Below are 17,673 nucleotides of genomic sequence, written 5' to 3'. Positions count from 1 at the left end.
ACATGAGACGTTTACCCGATGTCACAAACCCATGATCCTGGTCACAGTCTTGTGGGGTTCGGCCGACGCGCGCTGGGGGGGGAAGACGGTGAGCACCGTCACGCTCAAGGATGTGACCAAGGTTTTCCGGGATGGCACGCTCGCCGTCGACAGCATCAACCTCGATGTTAACGACGGCGAGTTCATGGTGCTGCTTGGGCCGTCCGGCTGCGGCAAGTCGACGGTGCTGCGGATGATCGCCGGGCTGGAGGAGCCGACCACCGGTGCGGTGATGCTCGACGGGGAGTTGGCCAACGACCTGCCCCCACGCGACCGCAGGATCGCCATGGTCTTCCAGGACTTCGCCCTCTACCCGCACATGACAGTTGGCGACAACATCGCGTTTCCGCTGCGGCTGGCCGGGGTCGAGCCCGAGCCGCGGGGCGAGCGGGTCAGCGACGTGGCGAGCGCGCTGGGCATTGGTGACGTGCTGGCCCGCAAGCCGGGGCAGCTCTCCGGCGGGCAGCGGCAGCGGGTCGCGATGGGGCGTGCGATCGTCCGCCGACCGGGCCTGTTCCTGATGGACGAGCCGTTGTCCAACCTGGACAGCGGCCTGCGGGCCGAGCTGCGCGCGGAGATCTCCGGCCTGACCCGCGAGCTGGGCGTCACCACTGTCTACGTCACGCACGACCAGGCCGAGGCGCTCACCATGGCCGACCGGGTGGCCATCATGCGCCGCGGCGTACTCCAGGACGTGGGCACACCGACCCAGGTGTACGGCCGGCCGGCGACGCTCTACGTCGCGGCGTTCCTGGGCAGCCCGCGGATGAACCTGCTGGAGGCGTCGGTCTACGTCCATCTCGACCGGTACGTCACGCTGAACCTCGGTGACCAGTCGCTCTACCTGCCCTGGAACGACATCCGCAGTAGGGCGGTGGCGCACTACCACGGTGAGCGGATCGTTGTCGGCATGCGGGCCGAGGCGCTCACCCCTGTCGCACCGGACAGCCCCGGCGACGTGCTACGCGGGCGGATCCGCTACCTGGAGCACCACGGGCACGAGTCGTTGGCGTTCCTCGACATCGGCGCGACAGCGATCGTGGTCGACGAGATGGGCGCCCCACTCGAACCGCCGCCGGTGGGCCAGCGAGGCCTGCGTCGGTTCGGCTCGGTGATGCAGCGGCTCACCGGCAAGCCGGTGGAGGCGCAGGAGGCCCCGTCCAGTGGTGCCCAGACCAGCGTGCTGCCCGATCCGGGCCGGCACCACCGCCGTCCGGCGGAGCTGGCGGTGCGGCTGGCGCCGTACCCGGCGGTCAGCGCCGGTCACCCGCTCGCCGTCTCGGTACGGATGGACGCGCTGCACTTCTTCGACGAGCGTGGCGACCGGATCGACGTGGGCTGGCGCTGACGACGTCCCCGGACGGGGTGGCGGGCCCGCCGCCCGGTGCCCTACCGTCTGCCCACCCAGTCCACTGTGAAATACCACCGAGAGGGGTGCACCCGTGTCGGGTGACCGTCCCAGCCCGCTCGTCATCGAGCGCATCCTGCGGGATCGCGAGAGCATCTGGCAGCAGATCGTGGCCGAACGTGACCTCAACGCCCTGACCGGGCGGATGCTGACCAGCTCCGCCATCGCGTTGGCCTGCTACGGGGCGGTGCTGGGCTTCTTTCACAGCCCGCTGATGGCGCTGACCTCGGCGCTGAAGCTGCCGCTGCTGTTCCTGGTCACCCTGGTCATCTGCCTGCCCACGCTGTACCTGTTCAACCTGGTCTTCGGTGCCCGGCTCTCGGTGCGGCAGTCGGTGGCGCTGGTGATGGTGGCGATCACCGTCACCTCGATGCTCGCTGTGGCGTTCGCGCCGATCAGCCTCTTCTTCCTGATCACCGCCAACGACTACGGGTTCTTCAAGCTGCTCAACGTGTCGATCCTTACCCTGTCGGCGCTGGTCGGGTTGCGCTTTCTGACAAGCGGGATGCAGGTGCTCAACGACCACGGCCTGCTCGCGCCCGAGGCCGCCGACGCCACTGTCGGCGAGCAGGCCAGCGTCCCGGCGCCGGTCCAGGCCGTGCCGGCCGCGGTGCCCGCCGGGCCGCCGCCGGCCGCCGTGCCGGCCGCCGGTCAGAGCACCGAGCCGGTCGCCGTGCCGGCCGGGGCCGCCGTGGTCGAGTCGACAGCGAACGGTGCCGTGACCACCGCGACGCCCCCGGCCCCGGTTCCGACGCAGTGGGCCGGGCAGCCGGCCGGTGCCTCGTTCCCGCCCGGCATGCTGCCGCCCGGCTACGTGGCGCAACGCCCGTGGGACGGCCGTGCGGTCCGGCGCGGGGAGCCGACGCAGCGGCCGGCCAGCATGACACTGCTCTACATCTGGATCCTGCTCTTCGGGTTTGTCGGCACCCAGCTGGCGTGGACGTTGCGGCCGTTCTTCGGCGACCCGGGGCAGGATTTCTCCTTCTTCCGCAGCATCGACGGCAACTTCTATGCGGAGATCCTGCGCATCATCGGCAACCTCTGAGCGGGCCCTGACGGACAAGTAGCTGGTTGCCGGCCTGGTTACCGATTAGTAACGTCAGGTCATGACTATCGACTCCCGCCAGGTGGCGGCCGGCATGCTGGAAGCGGTGCCGTTCGCTCGTACGCTCGGCATCGAGTTCGTCGAGGTGGCACCCGAGGCGGAGGGCGGCGTGCGGGCAGTCGTGCGGCTGCCCGACTCGCCGGCCACTCACAACCACATCGGGGGCCCGCACGCCGGAGCCATGTTCGCCCTCGGCGAGACGGCCTCCGGCGCGGTGGTGCTGGCCGCGTTCGGGCAACTACTCGACCGGGCCGTGCCGTTGGCCGTCCGGGCCGAGATCGCCTACCGGAAACTCGCCATGGGTCCGGTGCTGGCCACCGCGCGACTCGGCCGGTCCGCGGCCGAGGTGACCGAGGAGCTGGTCGCCGGTCGGCGCCCGGAATTCCCCGTCACGGTCCAGATCGCCACCGAGGACGGCAAGCCCACCTCGGAAATGACAGTGATCTGGACGCTGCGACCGAACTGAAACGCCTCAGGGCGGCCGAAATGGGTTTGCGTGCCCAGCAGGGTGGATAGATTCGTACCGTGCTGGGCCTACCTGCTCACGTGACCGCCTGTCTCTTCGATCTGGACGGTGTGCTGACGCAGACCGCCCGCGTACACAACGCCGCCTGGACGCAGACGTTCGACGAGTTCCTCCGCCAGCGCGCCACGGCCTCCGGCGAACCGTTCCAACCGTTCGATCCGGGCCCGGACTACAACCGCTACGTCGACGGCCGCCCCCGCGCCGACGGCGTCCGGTCGTTCCTCGCCTCCCGCGGGATCGTGCTGCCCGAGGGCGGCCCGGACGACCCGCCGGAGGCCGAGACCGTCAACGGCCTTGGCAACCGCAAGAACGTCCTGCTGCTGCACCGCCTGCGTACCGACGGCGTCGAGGTCTACCCGGGCTCCGTGCGGTATCTGAAGGCGGCAACCGCCGCCGGGCTCCGCCGAGCCGTGGTCACCGCCAGCGCGAACGGGGGTGAGGTGGTCGCCGTCGCCGGGTTCGAGCCGCTGCTGGAGGCCCGGGTGGACGGGCTGGTCGCCCGTGCGCAGGGACTGCGCGGCAAACCACACCCCGACACGTTCCTCGCCGGGGCCAGGGTGCTCGGCGTCGACCCGACCCAGGCCGCCGTCTTCGAGGACGCCCTCTCCGGGGTGGCCGCCGGCCGCGCGGGTGGCTTCGGCTACGTGGTCGGCGTCGACCGGGTCGGGCAGGCCGACGAGTTGCTCGCCCACGGTGCCGACATCGTGGTGACGGACCTCGCCGACCTCCTCGACCGCGCGGACCCACCGGCGCCGGATCGCACCGCTACCGACCCGCTCGCCGCCGAACGAGGCTCCGGATGATTCGGGAGCGCGCCTATCCGGTAGAGCCGTGGCACGTCCGGGAGACCCGGCTGGACATGGACGTGCTGGCCCAGTCGGAGTCGGTCTTCGCGCTCTCCAACGGGCACGTCGGCCTGCGCGGCAACCTCGACGAGGGCGAACCGCACGGCCTGCCCGGCACCTACCTCAACTCGTTCTACGAACTGCGTCCGTTGCCGTACGCGGAGGCGGGCTACGGCTTCCCCGAGTCCGGGCAGACCATCGTCAACGTCACAAACGGCAAACTGATCCGGCTGCTGGTCGACGACGAACCGCTCGACGTGCGTTACGGCGAGCTGATCGCCCACGAACGGATCCTCGACCTGCGGGCCGGCACGCTGCACCGGGAGCTGCACTGGCGCTCGCCCGCCGGCCGGGAGGTCAAGGTCCGCAGCACCCGTCTCGTCTCGTTCACCCAGCGGTCCGTGGCCGCCATCAGCTACGAGGTGGAGGCCGTCGACCGCCCGCTGCGGCTGATCGTGCAGTCCGAGCTGGTGGCGAACGAGTCGCTGCCCGCGCAGAGCAAGGACCCCCGGGTCGCGGCGGTGCTGGAGTCGCCGCTCCAGGCCGAGGAGGAGCTGACCACCCCCGACGGCGGCCAGCTGATCCACCGCACCAAGGTCTCCGGTCTGCGGGTCGCCGCCGCGATGGAGCACGAGGTGCACGGCCCGGACCACACCACAATCGAGTCCGAGGGCTACCAGGACTGGGTGCGCACCACAATCGCCTGCGTGCTCCAGCCCGGCGAGAAGCTGCGGGTGATCAAATATCTGACGTACAGCTGGTCGAGTCGACGGTCCCTGCCGGCGCTGCGCGACCAGGTCGGCGCGGCACTGGCCGGTGCCCGGCTGGACGGGTGGGACGGGCTGCACCGGGAGCAGCGCAACTACCTCGACGCGTTCTGGGACGCCTCCGACGTGCTGGTCGAAGGCGACCCGGAGGTGCAGCAGGCGGTCCGGTTCGGTCTCTTCCACGTGTTGCAGGCCGGCGCGCGGGCCGAGCAGCGGCCGATCTCGGCGAAGGGGCTGACCGGCCCCGGTTACGACGGTCACGCCTTCTGGGACACCGAGATGTTCGTCCTGCCGGTGCTCACCTACACCCAGCCGAGCGCGGTGCGCAGCGCGTTGCAGTGGCGACACAGCACTCTGGATTCGGCGCGGGAACGCGCCGAGACGCTCAACCTCCGGGGTGCCGCCTTCCCCTGGCGCACCATCGGCGGCCCGGAATCATCCGGGTACTGGCCGGCCGGGACGGCGGCCTTCCACATCGCCGCCGACATCGCCGACGCCGTGCGCCGCTACGTGATGGTCACCGGGGACACCCAGTTGGAACGGGACATCGGGCTGGAGCTGCTGGTGGAGACCGCCCGGCTGTGGCGCTCGATCGGTCACCACGACCGGCACGGGCTGTTCCACATCGATGGTGTCACCGGCCCGGACGAGTACACAGCCGTGAAGAACGACAACGTCTACACCAACCTGATGGCGCAGCGGAACCTGCTCGCCGCCGCCGACGTGGTCATGCGCCACCGGGACGAGGCGTTCCACCTCGGCGTCACCGACGAGGAGGCCGCGAGCTGGCGGGACGCCGCCACCTCCATGCACATCCCGTACGACGAGGAGCTTGAGGTCCATCAGCAGGTGGAGGGCTTCACCCGACTCCAGGAGTGGGACTTCACGCACACCCCGGCGGAGAAGTACCCGCTGCTGCTGCACTACCCGTACTTCGAGCTGTACCGCAAGCAGGTGGTGAAGCAGGCCGACCTGGTCCTCGCCATGCACTGGCGGGGGGATGCCTTCACCCCCGAGGAGAAGGTGCGCAACTTCCTCTACTACGAGCGCCGCACCGTCCGCGACTCGTCGTTGTCGGCCTGCACCCAGTCGGTTCTCGCCGCCGAGGTGGGCCACCCCGAACTCGCGCACACCTACCTGCGTGAGGCCGCGCTGATGGACCTGCACGACCTCAACGAGAACACCCGCGACGGCGTGCACATGGCGTCGTTGGCCGGCGCGTGGCTCGCCCTGGTCAGCGGGTTGGGCGGTCTACGGGACCACGACGGTGAGCTGTCCTTCGCCCCCCGGCTCTCCAGCCGACTCAGCCGGTTGGAGTTCTCACTCCAGTGGCGGGGGCTGGCGCTGCGGGTGGACGTCCGGCCGCACCAGACGACGTACTCGCTGCGGCACGGCGGCCCGGACGACGTGGTGGAGCTGCGCCACCACGACCAGATGCTGCGGGTGACCTGCGACGAGCCGGTGACGGTGCCGGTGCCGCCGGCCGACCCGTCCGGCCCGCCGCCCGAGCAACCACCGGGCCGGTCTCCGCTGCTGCGGTTGCCCGAACGCGAACAGTGACGGGCGGGGCGGGAGTCCTCCCGCCCCGCCCGCCCGCGCTGTTTGTCGGACCAGCTCGCCGGCCCAGGTCGGTCAGACCGGCTCGCCGGTCGACGGACGTCCGATGGCGTCGCGGGGCGCCGCCGCCTTCGGGTCGTCGGGCAGCCGGGCCGAAGCGGCCTGGTCTCCGAAATCCTGGTCCCCGACGTCCTGGTTGCGCGCGGCGTCCTGTTCACGCTGGGCTCGCTCGGTCAGCTGCTGCTGCCGGGAAATCTGCTGCTTGGCCATGGCGATCCTCGCGATCCGTCGGGGCGCGGTTGCGCCGACACGGTCTGCGGTCGCTCGTCGCGTACCCGGCGCCCCAGCGGGCAAACGCGGCCCGGCGGCGGGCCCACGGCCCGGGTGACGCCGTCGCGGCGTGCGTGCCCGGCGGCGGGCGGGGTACCCGGAGCACCGGCGAGTACGCGGAGGTGGGGCATGGACGAGCAGCGCAGCGTGACCATTCCGATCGGGGACGCCCAACTCCCCGCCGACCTGACGCTGCCCGCCCAGCCGGTCGGCGTGGTGCTGTTCGCGCACGGCAGCGGCAGTTCCCGGCACAGCCCGCGCAACGTCGCGGTGGCCCGGACGCTGAACGGCAGTGGGCTCGGCACGGTGCTCGCGGACCTGCTCACCCCGGCCGAGGACGAGGTGGACGCCCGCACAGCCGAACTGCGCTTCGACATCGGGCTGCTCGCCAGCCGGCTGGCCGGGATCATCGACTGGCTGGCCGTCGAGCGTCCTGCCGGCGATGTGCCGATCGGTCTGTTCGGGGCCAGCACTGGTGCTGCCGCCGCCCTGGTAGCGGCGTCGTCCCGTGCCGATCGGGTGGCAGCCGTGGTCAGCCGGGGTGGTCGGCCGGACCTGGCCGAAGACGCGCTGGCCCAGGTGCGTACCCCGACGTTGCTCCTGGTCGGCGGGCTCGACGAAGAGGTGATCACGCTCAACGAGCGGGCGCTGGCCGAGTTGGGTGAGGTCGGCGAGCTGCGGGTGATCCCCGGCGCCACCCATCTCTTCGAGGAACCCGGCACCCTTGAGCAGGTCGCCGATCAGGCTGGCACCTGGTTCACCACGCACCTCGGTCGGCGATGATCAGTCCGAGGGCAGGAGAGCCGAGGCCGAGCGGCGCTGTTGCACGGTGTCGATGACGCGCCACAGGACGGCGGTGATCGGGACGCTGACGAAGGCGCCAGCGATGCCCGCGATCAGCGTGCCCGCGGTGACCGCCACCAGGATCACCGCCGGATGCAGTCGGACCTGCCGTTTCATCACCAGCGGCTCCAGCAGGTTGCCCTCGATCTGCTGCACGGCGATCACCGCCGCGAGGGTGAGCAGCGCGGTGGTGGGACCGTTCGCGGCCAGCGCCACCAGCACCGCCACCGCGCCGGCCACCGTCGCCCCGATGATCGGCACGAACCCGCCGAGGAACGTGATCAACGCCAACGGCAGGGCGAGTGGCACCCGCAGCACCACGAGAGCCAGCCCGATGCCCAGCGCGTCGATCGCGGCGATGAACATGGTGCCCCGGCTGTACGCGCCCAACGTCTGCCAACCGGCCCGGCCGGCCTCGGCCAGCACTGGTTGGTTCGGGCCGGACACCCGGGACAGCACCCAGTGCCACATGGACCGGCCGTCCTTGAGCAGGAAGAAGAGCAGCACCAGAGCCAGCAGCGCGGAGCCGAACACCTCGGTGGCGGTCCGGGCGCCGGCCACCGGGTCCGGAGAGCTGCCACTGAGCCCCTCGCGGGCCTGGTCGACCAGCCGGTCCAGCTGTGCCTCGCTGACCGGCAGGGTGGACGTCACGAAGTCGCGGCTACGTTCGACCCCCTGCGTCAACTCCTGGCTGAGCTGATCGAACTGGCTGGCGGTCAGGTTCCATACCAGGGCGCCGACGCCGACCAGGATGCCCAGCAGCAGCAGCACGGTGCACAGCGCCGCCAGCGCCGCCGGCAGGCGCAACCGGCGCAGCAGCAGCAGGACCGGATCGAGCAGCGCGGTGAGGAAGATGGTGGCGGCCAGCGCGATGGCCAGCGGCGCCAACAGGACGGCGATCCGGCCGAGCAGGTAGAGCCCCGCGGCGATCACCACCAGGCAGGCGCTCCACAACACAGCGGTCCGGACCAGCCACGGCAGCGCCGCCCAGGTCTGGCGCGGCCCGGGGCCACCTGTCGGTCCGGATTCCTCTGCGGCCATGTCGGTCCTCCTCGATGTCGACGAGGTCGGTACCCGGTCGGTCGTGCCCCGACACCCGAATCGCTGGCCGTCGCCCGCGCGGATCGTACGTCGGGCCGAGTGACGTGGGCGGGAGTTCGCGGATCACGTCCACAGCGGCGGGCGTTTGCGTGGTCCGGCCGAGGGAACGCGAAGGGGACGGACCGGACTGAGGAGGAACGCGGTGGGTGACTTCATGGACAAGGCCAAGGACTTCGCGGACAAGCATGACAAGCAGGTCGACCAGGGCGCGGAGAAGGCCGGCGACATGGCCGACAAGCGCACCGGCGGCAGGTACGGCGATCAGATTGACAAGGGCGTGGACCAGGCCCAGGCGCGCACCGGTGAGGGCGACCAGGTCCGCTGACCCGAGGCGCTCCTCCCGGGCCGCCGAGCCGTCGGCGACCCGGGAGGCCGATGCTGCGCGGGTCAGTGGTTGTCGCGTAGCTCGTCCACTGAGGTGGGCCGGGCGCTCAACGCGTCGCGCAACCTGTCGACCAGACCGATGCCGGGGGCGAGCAGCTTGTTCGCCGGTGGGTGTACCGGGCTCCCGGGATGTGGCCGGGTCGGCCCGATTTCCTTGATCACCGTCACCCGGGCGGCGATCTCGACCAGCTCCTCCCTCGCCGTCGCCGCGCGCAGCCGGGGGAAGAGCTCCTTCTCCTCTTCCGCCACGTGCTGTCGGACAGTGCTGGTCAGTTGGGCGAGCAGCTCGTCGAAGCGGGGGTCGGACGGGTCGACTGACTCCAACTCCTTCATGGTCCGCTCGGCGTCGGCGTGCTCCGCGATCTCCCGGTCGGCGATCTCGTTGCCGTCGGGCAGTACCTTCCGGGCGATCGGATACACGTACGCCTCCTCGGCCACCGAGTGGCGGACGAGTTCGGCGATCACCACGTCGGCGAGGCGCCTGCGGTGCTCGGGGGTGCCCTGCCGGGTCGCCAACTCGGCGAGGACTGACTCGATCTCACGATGGTCGGAGACCAGGATGTCGACGGCATCATGGTCGTCCGTGGTCGGTGTAGTTGTCATGTACGGCCCCTTACCGGTTGCGGAACGGTGGGAGGTGTGTGGCTCTGGTACCCCCGTGGGGCTGCACAAACCTACGGTTGACTATGCGTCCGACGGTGCCGGTGGTGCGCGCGGTGTCGGTGGTGCCCGGCCGCCACGGTTGCCCCGCCGCCGCCGGGGTAACCGCCGCCATGGCCGACGATCGCCCCACCGCCGACCGCGATCAGTCGCGGTTCGATAAGACCGCCGAGCGGACGGTCCGGCGGGTGCGGCACCGTGGCGGAGAGGCCGGCCGGATCCGGGCCCGGCAGTGGGAGGTCACTCTGGTGATCTCCATTCAGGCCGGCCTGGCCGCGGCGATCGCCGCCCTGCTCGCCCAGAACCTGCTCGGCCCCGGAGCGCACGTCTTCGCCCCCGCCGCCGCCGTCGGTACGATCGCCACCGCCATCGGGCAGCGGGCGCGGCGCACCTTTGAACTGTTGGGCGGCGTGGCCCTCGGCATCATCATCGGCGACACGCTGCGTTTCCTGCTTGGCTCGGGCCCGTGGCAGACCGGTGCAGTGGTCGCGCTGGCCATCGCCGCCGCGTTGCTGGTGGCCGGAAGGGGTGGTGCGCTGGTCGGCCAGGCCGGCGGTACCGCCGTGCTGATCGCCACGCTGGCCCCGATGGAACGGGGCCTGGAGTTACCTCGGATCTTCGACGCGCTCGTCGGTGGGGCGGTCGGCCTGGTGGTGGTCGCGCTGCTGCTGCCGATCAACCCGCTGCGGGTGCTGGACCGGGCCGCGGCACCGATCTTCGCGATCCTCTGCGAGCAGCTCGCCGAACTGGCGCGGGCGCTGCGGGAGCGCGACGGCGAGCGGACCCTGGGCGTCCTGGAGCGGCTCCGGAGCACCGAGGGAGACCTGGGCCGGCTGCACGATGCGTTGAGCGGCGCCGATGAGGTGGTGACCATCGCCCCGGTGCGCTGGCACCGTCGGCAGCAGTACCACCGTTACGCCCGCAGCGCCGGTCACCTGGAACGGCTGCTGCTGGACACCCGCGCCATGGCCCGTTGGTCGACCACCGCGTTGCAGTACGACGAGCCGATTCCGCCGGAGCTGCCGGATGCGATGGGCCGGTTGGGTCAGGCGGTGGCGGAGATGCGGATGGAGTGCAGGGTCGGTGACGACCCCCGACGCACCCGCCGGTTGGTCGAGGAGTGCGCCGAATTGGCCGGGCGGGCCTCCTCGACCGGCGTCAAGTCGTTCGGCGAATCCCTCGTCACCGGACTTCGTACCGCCGCCAGCGACCTGCTGCGGGCCGCCGGTTGCGAACCCGAGGACGCCAACCGGATCGTGCGCCGGGCGACCGGAGCAGGTGAGGCGGAGATCCACCCACCGGTCCGCCGACAACTGCACCGGACCCGACCGACCCGGGCCGCCCGAGCCCGTCGACGCGCACACCTCGCCGCCCGGGCCCGTAACGACGGTCGGGCCGGCCTCCCCGCACGGGAGAGGCCGGCCCGGTGAACCGTCCTGATCAGGAGGAGTAGCCGCGCTCGGCGATCCAGTTGGCGACCTTCGGCAGGCTCATCCAGTACTCGCCCAACGCCGGGTCGGCCGGGTCGGCGACGCGGATCATGTCACCACCGTCGCGGTAGCCGACGAGGGTCAGGTAGTGGCCACCCTCGTACGAGTGCGGGTTGCCGTCGGTGTCCACCGTCGTGCCCTTGATGTTCGCCACCACCGGGCGGCCGGCGTCCACAGCGGCCAGCACGTCACGGCGCAGCTGCTCGACCTGGTCGGGGCGGGCCACTGAATCACGGATCTCGGTGGTCCGGTACTTGCCACCGGTCAGCTCGTTCAGCACCCGGGTGGTGTCCAGGGCCGAGGGGGTACCCGCCTCGGTGGTGCCGAGCAGCCGGGCCACCTCGTCCTGGGACAGCGCCTTGCCCTGGGCGGACAACGCGATCCGGGTCGCGGCCGGGCCGCAGTAGTAGAAGTTCGGCTGGGCCTGGTAGTCGACGCCGAGGATCCGCTCGGCGTGCCTGTCGCTCTGGCTCGACGAGGCCGGGGCGGCCTGGGCCGGGGCGGCCTGCGCGGCCACGGCCGGGCCGAGAGCGCAGCCCCCGGCGACCAGCAGGCCGACGACGGACAGACCGCTCTTCTGGACGATCGGGTTCATTGTCGAGTCTCCGTTCGGGGGTTGGCGCCTCCGACCAGCGGAGGGCGGCAGCACCGGGAATGGCGCTCGGCGCAACACGGGGGCCGACCATCTGTGGTCTCGGCCCTGGCCGTACCGAGGGCGTAACCGCTCTGCTCCACGGAGAATTCCGCCGGCTGCGGGCACCGGGGTCGTGCGGCGTCCCTACCCGACCCGAACCGGTCATCGGGGACACCCGGTCAGCTCAGAGGCTGCCCAACAGCCTGGTCACGGTGATCTCGATGACCACCCGCTCCGGATTCGGACGGGGCGTCCGATACCGCGCGGCGTACCGCCGCTCCGCCTCCGCCACGGCGGCCGGATCCGACCGCAGCACCGCGCGGCCCTCGATGGTCAACCAGCGGCGGCCATCCACCTGGCACACGGCAACCGGCGCGCCCGCCGCGCCCGCAGCCGCCACCTGACGGGCCTTGCGGGAGGCGCCGGAGGTGATGACCCGGGCCAGGCCGGCGGCCGGGTCGAGAGTCACCCCGACCGGTACGACGTGCGGGGTGCCGTCCGCCCGCACTGTGGTCAGCGTCGCCAGGTGCCGTTCGGCGCAGAAGGCGACAACCCGCTCATCGTGCACGTCCAACCGATGATCGCCCGCCATGCCCGTCCCCTGTCCACCGAACCGACCTCGATCATGGCACGCGGCGGCGCACCTGGCCCCGATCCGGCGGGGCGTCCGGCTGACCCGGCAGCTGGCGGCCCGCCGCCCGACGTTGGTGCACCAGTCGGGTCAGGTAGATCAGCGCGGCGGCCAGGACCCCCATGTCATCCAGGTAGATCGGGTCCGGCAGAACGTCGACCGGGAAGATCGTGTAGATCAGCGCTCCGTAGAACGCGACCTTGCCGCCCGCGCCCAGCCCGGTCAGCAGCCGCCGGGTGCGCACCACCCGCACCGCCAGCACCACGGCACCGACCAGTGTGGCGAGCGCCAGGATGCTGGCGACCACCACGAGGACCCACGCCTGTCGGGACATGCCGTCACGCTAACCCACCCGAGCCCGCGCGGCTCAGAACGCGGGCACCGTCGCACGGCCGCGCGCGGTCACCTTGTTCTCCCGGGTTTGCTCGACGTTCTCCCGGGGCTGCGCGCCCACGGGTCGGGCGACCTCGCTCAGCGGCAGCACCGACGCCGACTCGGCGACCCGTCGTCCGGTCGCGGCGTGCGCCTCCTCGCGCAGACTGCGAGCCGCGGCCACCGCCAACTCCGCCGCCCGCCACGCGGCCTGCTCCCGCTCGCGGGCAGCGGAGTGCCGGGCCGCCAGGTTGTCCCGGATCGCCCGCTGGAGCACCAGCTCCTGCTCGACCGGGTGCAGTCGCGGGTCCCAGCCGTCGCGGTGCGCGAAGACGTCGCTGAGCTGCTCCACCGACAGCTCCCGCCGCCAGTACGCATCCAGCGCCGCCCGGTGCAGGTAGCGCTCGCGGTCCGCGTACTCGGCGGGGGTGCGTGCGGTGTGCGGCAGCGGCATCGCGGCCGCCGCGTCGAGCCGCCGTACGCCAGACTCGGCCGCCTCGTACGCCAGCCAGGCCGCCTCGACCGCCTCCTGCGCGGCCACCCACTCCGCCCGGCGGCGCCGCACGGTGGTGGTCGCCCGCTCCGCGGCCACCGCGACCTCCTGCGCGTAGCGGCTCTGCTCCCGCTCCTCCTGCGCCTGCTCAAGTTGGCTCGGCATGGCGGCGCGGCGGATCCGGGAGCCCGGGTCGAAGCGGAGCCGGCCGGGCCGCAGCAGGAGAGCGGAGACAGCGACGGCCACCACCCCGAGCAGGCTCAGCCAGATGACGGCGGCCCGGGAGAGGTCTGGCAGGACGGCGGAGAGGATGGTTTGCATGATCAGCACCTCGCGGTCGAAGGCGGGTATCGACGGGCGGCAGGAAGGCGCGGCGGCACCGGTCGGCCCGGTGGCGGGATGGTCCCGTCGACGGCGAAGTCAGGTGCCGTGCGGGAGGATCAGCCGGGGTCGGGCCCCGGGGATCGCCGGGCCTGGTTCAGCGGGCGGGCGGGCCGCGTCGTGCAGGAGAGCCACGGCCGGGATCGATGGCCGGGACGTGCACCGGGCCCGCCGCGACCGGAACGGTCGCCGTGGCGGTGTCGAACGTGCCGGCCGGCGGGGCTTCGGCGGGCTGGGCGGCCCGCTGGTTGGCCGGGCCGGCGTCGGGGCGGACATCTGCCACCCGGCTGCTCACGGTACTGGGCCGCAGCTGCGTGGGGGCGGGCGGTGGTGTCGCGGCGAGAGCGGCACCGAGGCCGACCGCGAGCACCAGCGCGGTGACCGCCAGACGGGTCAGTTCCCGCAGTGACCGCAGCGCAGCCCACCTGGCTGGGCGGACAGACGCTGCGGACGACACCCGACCAACCTATCGCCCGTCCCGGCCCACCGCAGCACGGCGACGGACCGCGCGGGCGTGACCGCCACCACCATGCGCACTGTGGACGCCGGCGGTAGCGGCCCGGGAACGGCAGTGCCCCCGACCGGATCGGGTCCGATCGGGGGCGCCGTGCAACGTCGGGGCGGCACCGCCGGTGGTGCGGGCGTGCCGGCGGCAGGCGGTGGTCAGTCGCCGGTGCCGAGCACCGGAGGTGCGGCCTTCTCGTCGCCCTGCCACACCATCTCGTCCTCGGTCAACCAGGTCAGCCGCTCGTCGGAGTCGTCGTCCTGCGCGCGACCCTGCCCGCCGAGCACACCGGGCCGGCCGCCGCCGGACCCCGGTCGGGCGTTGCCACCGGTCATGGCCGGGCGTCCGCCACTCCCACCGCGCTGGCCGTCGATGCTGCGCCCGACCCCGTTGGCGGCGCGGGTCTCCGCCGGAGCCGCACCACCGCCGGTCGGTCGAGCCGAGGTGGGGGGTGCGTTGCCCGAGCCCGCTAGCGCGCCGCTGCGCAACACCCCGCCGGCCGGTGACCCGCCCTGTGCGCCGTAGAGCAGGCCGGGACCGGTGCTCGCCGCAGTGGGCGCGCCGACCGGCCCGGACAGCCCGGCCAGGCCGGCGGCACCACCGCCGAGCAGCGCGCCGCCGACCAGAGGGTCGGCGCCGGCGAGGGAGGTGCCGCGGTCAGCGAAGTCACTGCCAGCGCCGATCGGCGCGGCACCGACAGTCGGGCTGCCACCGGTGCCCGAGCCGACATCGCCCGGCGTCGAACCGTCTCCAGGCAGTTGGGCGACCCGGTCGGGCGTCGAGATGGTCGCGTCGCCGGTGTGCCCGGAGTCCGCGCCGGTGGTGGGGCCACCGGTCACCCTGGCGATGGCCGAGACGCTCTGTGACGTCGTCGGATCCTTGCGGGCGGTGCTCGGAGTATCCGGGTCGGGCGGGGGTGGTTCGACCACCCGGTCGTAGGCCGAGATCTCGTAACTGTTGGCCAGGCCGGCCACCAGGTTCACCATCCGCTGGTGGGCCTTCTCCTGCTCTGCCTTGTCCTGCTGGTGACCCGCGATGCCCCCGACGATCAGACCGGTCAGACCGAAGGTGGCGCCACCCTTGATCGCGCCGGCGATCGCCTGGTCGTTGTCGTCGGTCTCCTCAGGGCTCTCGGCCTGCTTGTGGGCGTCGCGCAGATGGTCGGCCATCATGGTCAACCCCTGCTTGATGCCGGCCATCCCTTCGCCCAACGCGTCGGTGTGGGCGACGATCAGGCTGAGTCGCCGGTGGAACTCCCGACCCGCCGACCCCGTCCACGTGTTGCTGAGCTTGTCGAGGTCGCCGCTCAGATCCCGGCCGAGGCCGTCGAGGATGCCCTTGACCTCGGCCCACTGGGTGGCCACGCCCTCGATCTGCTCCGGCTTGCCCGCCATCAGGCCGTCGTACAGCTGCTGGTGGCTGTTGCCCTGGTAGCGCTGGGTGTATTCAGACACGCCCGTCCTCCTTCGGCTGAAACGCCCGGTCGACAGGGGTCAGCGCGGCGGTGACGTCGTCGGCGTTGGCCGCGTTACGCGCCTCGGCGGTGCGGTAGTTGCTCAGGATCGTGCTGGTCGCCTGCTGCGCCGCCAGCACCGCCTGCCGGATGCGTTCGGCCTGGTCGACATAGGACTGGTGGACCTCGCTGTAGCGACGCGCCTTGTCGGTGGCGTCGAAGAACGAGCCCAGCGCCGGAGGACGGCACTGCATCTCGGTGTTGAGTTTGCGCAGCACCGACTCGGCCTGGCTCAACCGCGAGGCCAGGTGCTCGTGGAAGTCCTCAAGGGACAACAGGTCGACTTCCGTACGCCCGGCCATGGCAACATCCCCGTCGTTCTGGTTGACAACCGTCAGCGACATCCAGGTTAGTCCACCAGTGCGACTCCGGGCGACCCGTCGAAGCTGCTCAGCCGTCGGTGCCGATCGATTCCGTGGACCCCCCGCCGGTCCCGCCACTCGACGGGGTGCCACCGGCCGGCTTCGACGACGTCGACCCCGACGGTGGCGCAGCGGAAGACGACCCCGATGGTGACGCCGCGGACGGCGTGCCCGAGGGCGGCGCCGCTGCTGGCGAGCCCGACCTCGGCGCGGCCGACGGCGGTGCGCTCGGTGCCGGCCCGTCGGCAGCGAAGACGGCGAACGCGTCCTCGCGGTCCAGCGTCGGCCCGGTCGGGATCAGTGCGAGCAGGGAGCCGGGCACCGCCAGCGGGGTGATCCCGCCGTAACCGAGCACGTCCAGTGTCGCCGCCGAGCCGAGCGGATACCGGATGCCCTGCGGGCTGATCAGGTAGATCGTCGACCCGGCGGCGCCGGACCCGCTGGTCCCGGCGCCCGGCGAGGCCTGCGCGATGACACCCTTGCCGCCGGGCAGCAGCACCGCCTCAGCGGTGCGTACCGCGTCGCGCCCGGTCTGGCGCACCGGCACCAGGCCCGGATCGCTGTCGGTCAACTCGCTCGGCACCCGGTCGAAGACCTCCAGGGTGGTGGTCGGCGGGCCGCCCGCGCTGCCCTTGCGGTACGTCGCGCACAGCGTGGTCTGACCGGGCTGGGCCGGGTAGAGGGCGGGCATCGTCGGGGGCACCCCGTCCTCCTCGATCCGCCGTTCCTCGAACGCCTCGCTGGCCTGGTTCGGGGTGATGTCGGTGATCCGACCGCCGTTGCTGACGAGCAGCAGAGCGGTGATCTCACTGATCGAGACGAGAGCGTCCCGGGTCAGCACGTAGTGCCGCCCGGCGGCCTTGAACACCGAACCGACGTCGTGCGACTGCCCGGCCACCGTGCGACTGCTGGGCTCGCCCTCACCGGGCAGCGACGGCCGGCGCAGCGGTGGCCCGGCCGGCACGGCGTTGAGCAGCTGCTGCCCGACCTGGAGTCGCTCGGTGCCGGCCATCCGCAGCGCCGTGATCGTGCGGGACGGATCGAGTAGCTGGAGTCGGGTGTTGTTGGTGACCAGGTATCGCTGGTCGTTCACCGAGACCAGCACCGCCCGGTCACCCAGCGGCGTGCCGCCGGGCAACGTCCGGTCGATCACCAGTCGGGTGCTGGACCGCTGCCGGTCGACCGGGTCTGGCACGTCGCAGACCGACCAGGGCAGCCCGGTCAGCGACTTGCGGTCCGGCAGGGCGTCCGGCGCCCCGACGATGCCGACGGTGACGCCGCGGGGCCGGTCCCGCAGCGACGCCTGGGACATCGTCCGCACCTGGGCACTCGCGTCGTTCACGATGAGGCGGGCCGAGGTGTAGTTCAGCGTCGGGTGCAGCTTGCCCTCGATGAACACGTACGTCGCGCCGGTCTCCCTTTCGATGACAAGGGTCTGGTCGTCCAGCGGCGCCGTGCCACCGGTCAACTGGCCGTAGGCGCCCACCCCGCCGAGCACGATGGCCGCGGTGAGGACACTGCCGAAGACGGCCATGCCGAGCCGTCGCATCGGCAGGTTGGTGGTCTCCGGATCGCCCGACAGCAAGGCGGAGACGATGCGGCGGGTGACGAAGCGGTACGCCTGCACCTGATCGCGGCGGGTCCGCATGACTTACCTCCGGCGGGGTGGATCCGCGACGATCAGGGTCGGGGTGCCGTCGCGGGCTTCCCTACGATAAGGGGCCGAC

The 17,673-nt window shown here is 72.0% G+C and carries 19 protein-coding genes; 8 read left to right on the top strand and 11 right to left on the bottom strand.

The window, feature by feature from the left end; translation table 11 throughout:
* Positions 1-88: 88 nt before the first annotated feature.
* The 5 genes from AB0B94_RS01435 (at position 89) to AB0B94_RS01415 (ending at position 6,250) form a co-directional block, all read left to right on the top strand.
* The gene (locus AB0B94_RS01435) at positions 89-1,387 is read left to right on the top strand and encodes an ABC transporter ATP-binding protein (protein WP_357267111.1); all 1,299 of its coding nucleotides are present in this window, start codon (positions 89-91) and stop codon (positions 1,385-1,387) included.
* A gap of 94 nt (positions 1,388-1,481) precedes the next feature.
* Complete coding sequence (locus AB0B94_RS01430) at positions 1,482-2,492, top strand: hypothetical protein (protein WP_357267108.1); 1,011 nt, start codon at positions 1,482-1,484, stop codon at positions 2,490-2,492.
* Between the two features lie 61 nt (positions 2,493-2,553).
* Positions 2,554-3,018, top strand: coding sequence for a DUF4442 domain-containing protein (locus AB0B94_RS01425; protein ID WP_357267105.1), 465 nt, complete (start codon positions 2,554-2,556; stop codon positions 3,016-3,018).
* A 59-nt stretch (positions 3,019-3,077) separates the two neighbouring features.
* A complete protein-coding gene (locus tag AB0B94_RS01420; protein ID WP_357267102.1) occupies positions 3,078-3,881 on the top strand; it encodes a beta-phosphoglucomutase family hydrolase in 804 nt (267 codons plus the stop codon).
* Entirely contained in the window at positions 3,878-6,250 is a 2,373-nt protein-coding gene (locus tag AB0B94_RS01415) for a glycoside hydrolase family 65 protein (RefSeq protein ID WP_238671352.1), read from the top strand. Before AB0B94_RS01420 ends, AB0B94_RS01415 begins: the two co-directional genes overlap by 4 nt.
* Positions 6,251-6,322: 72 nt before the next feature.
* On the opposite strand, the gene AB0B94_RS01410 is transcribed toward AB0B94_RS01415, so the two are convergent.
* A complete protein-coding gene (locus tag AB0B94_RS01410; RefSeq protein WP_238671351.1) occupies positions 6,323-6,517 on the bottom strand; it encodes a hypothetical protein in 195 nt (64 codons plus the stop codon).
* A 189-nt stretch (positions 6,518-6,706) separates the two neighbouring features.
* On the opposite strand from AB0B94_RS01410, the gene AB0B94_RS01405 reads away from it, so the two are divergent.
* Positions 6,707-7,360 carry an alpha/beta fold hydrolase gene (locus tag AB0B94_RS01405; RefSeq protein WP_357267098.1) on the top strand — a complete coding sequence of 218 codons (654 nt, stop codon included), beginning with the start codon at positions 6,707-6,709 and terminating at the stop codon, positions 7,358-7,360.
* On the opposite strand, the gene AB0B94_RS01400 is transcribed toward AB0B94_RS01405, so the two are convergent.
* The gene (locus tag AB0B94_RS01400) at positions 7,361-8,461 is read right to left on the bottom strand and encodes an AI-2E family transporter (protein ID WP_357267095.1); all 1,101 of its coding nucleotides are present in this window, start codon (positions 8,459-8,461) and stop codon (positions 7,361-7,363) included.
* 202 nt (positions 8,462-8,663) lie between these two features.
* Between AB0B94_RS01400 and AB0B94_RS01395 the strand changes: the two genes are divergently transcribed.
* Complete coding sequence (locus tag AB0B94_RS01395) at positions 8,664-8,846, top strand: antitoxin (RefSeq protein WP_357267092.1); 183 nt, start codon at positions 8,664-8,666, stop codon at positions 8,844-8,846.
* Between the two features lie 62 nt (positions 8,847-8,908).
* Here the strand turns inward: AB0B94_RS01395 and AB0B94_RS01390 are convergent, their stop codons facing one another.
* On the bottom strand, positions 8,909-9,508 hold the full coding sequence (locus AB0B94_RS01390) for a hemerythrin domain-containing protein (protein WP_357267089.1): 600 nt from the start codon (positions 9,506-9,508) through the stop codon (positions 8,909-8,911).
* An 83-nt stretch (positions 9,509-9,591) separates the two neighbouring features.
* Between AB0B94_RS01390 and AB0B94_RS01385 the strand changes: the two genes are divergently transcribed.
* Positions 9,592-10,995, top strand: a complete 1,404-nt coding sequence (locus AB0B94_RS01385; protein ID WP_357268372.1) for an FUSC family protein — start codon at positions 9,592-9,594, stop codon at positions 10,993-10,995.
* Positions 10,996-11,005: 10 nt separating this feature from the next.
* Here AB0B94_RS01385 and AB0B94_RS01380 read toward each other — a convergent pair whose 3' ends face one another.
* The 8 genes from AB0B94_RS01380 to eccB all read right to left on the bottom strand — a co-directional run bounded on the left by AB0B94_RS01380 (position 11,006) and on the right by eccB (position 17,594).
* Positions 11,006-11,650, bottom strand: coding sequence for a C39 family peptidase (locus AB0B94_RS01380; protein ID WP_238671346.1), 645 nt, complete (start codon positions 11,648-11,650; stop codon positions 11,006-11,008).
* Positions 11,651-11,873: 223 nt separating this feature from the next.
* Positions 11,874-12,281, bottom strand: coding sequence for a TIGR03618 family F420-dependent PPOX class oxidoreductase (locus AB0B94_RS01375; protein WP_357267085.1), 408 nt, complete (start codon positions 12,279-12,281; stop codon positions 11,874-11,876).
* A 31-nt stretch (positions 12,282-12,312) separates the two neighbouring features.
* Positions 12,313-12,654 carry a YkvA family protein gene (locus AB0B94_RS01370; RefSeq protein ID WP_357267082.1) on the bottom strand — a complete coding sequence of 114 codons (342 nt, stop codon included), beginning with the start codon at positions 12,652-12,654 and terminating at the stop codon, positions 12,313-12,315.
* Positions 12,655-12,687: 33 nt separating this feature from the next.
* A complete protein-coding gene (locus AB0B94_RS01365; RefSeq protein WP_357267079.1) occupies positions 12,688-13,506 on the bottom strand; it encodes a hypothetical protein in 819 nt (272 codons plus the stop codon).
* Between the two features lie 157 nt (positions 13,507-13,663).
* Positions 13,664-14,023: a hypothetical protein gene (locus AB0B94_RS01360; RefSeq protein WP_357267076.1), complete on the bottom strand. Its 360-nt coding sequence runs from the start codon at positions 14,021-14,023 to the stop codon at positions 13,664-13,666.
* 206 nt (positions 14,024-14,229) lie between these two features.
* A complete protein-coding gene (locus tag AB0B94_RS01355) occupies positions 14,230-15,525 on the bottom strand; it encodes a WXG100 family type VII secretion target (protein WP_357267073.1) in 1,296 nt (431 codons plus the stop codon).
* Positions 15,518-15,928: a hypothetical protein gene (locus AB0B94_RS01350; protein ID WP_354943970.1), complete on the bottom strand. Its 411-nt coding sequence runs from the start codon at positions 15,926-15,928 to the stop codon at positions 15,518-15,520. The genes AB0B94_RS01355 and AB0B94_RS01350 overlap by 8 nt, the downstream gene beginning before the upstream one ends.
* Positions 15,929-15,974: 46 nt before the next feature.
* Positions 15,975-17,594, bottom strand: a complete 1,620-nt coding sequence (gene eccB, locus AB0B94_RS01345) for a type VII secretion protein EccB (protein WP_357267068.1) — start codon at positions 17,592-17,594, stop codon at positions 15,975-15,977.
* Positions 17,595-17,673 lie beyond the last annotated feature (79 nt).

The organism is Micromonospora sp. NPDC048986, from assembly GCF_040649335.1.
Classification (GTDB): Bacteria; Actinomycetota; Actinomycetes; order Mycobacteriales; family Micromonosporaceae; genus Micromonospora; species Micromonospora alfalfae.
The sequence above is the reverse complement of the archived record's forward strand: the minus strand, read 5'-3'. Positions and strand labels throughout refer to the sequence as shown.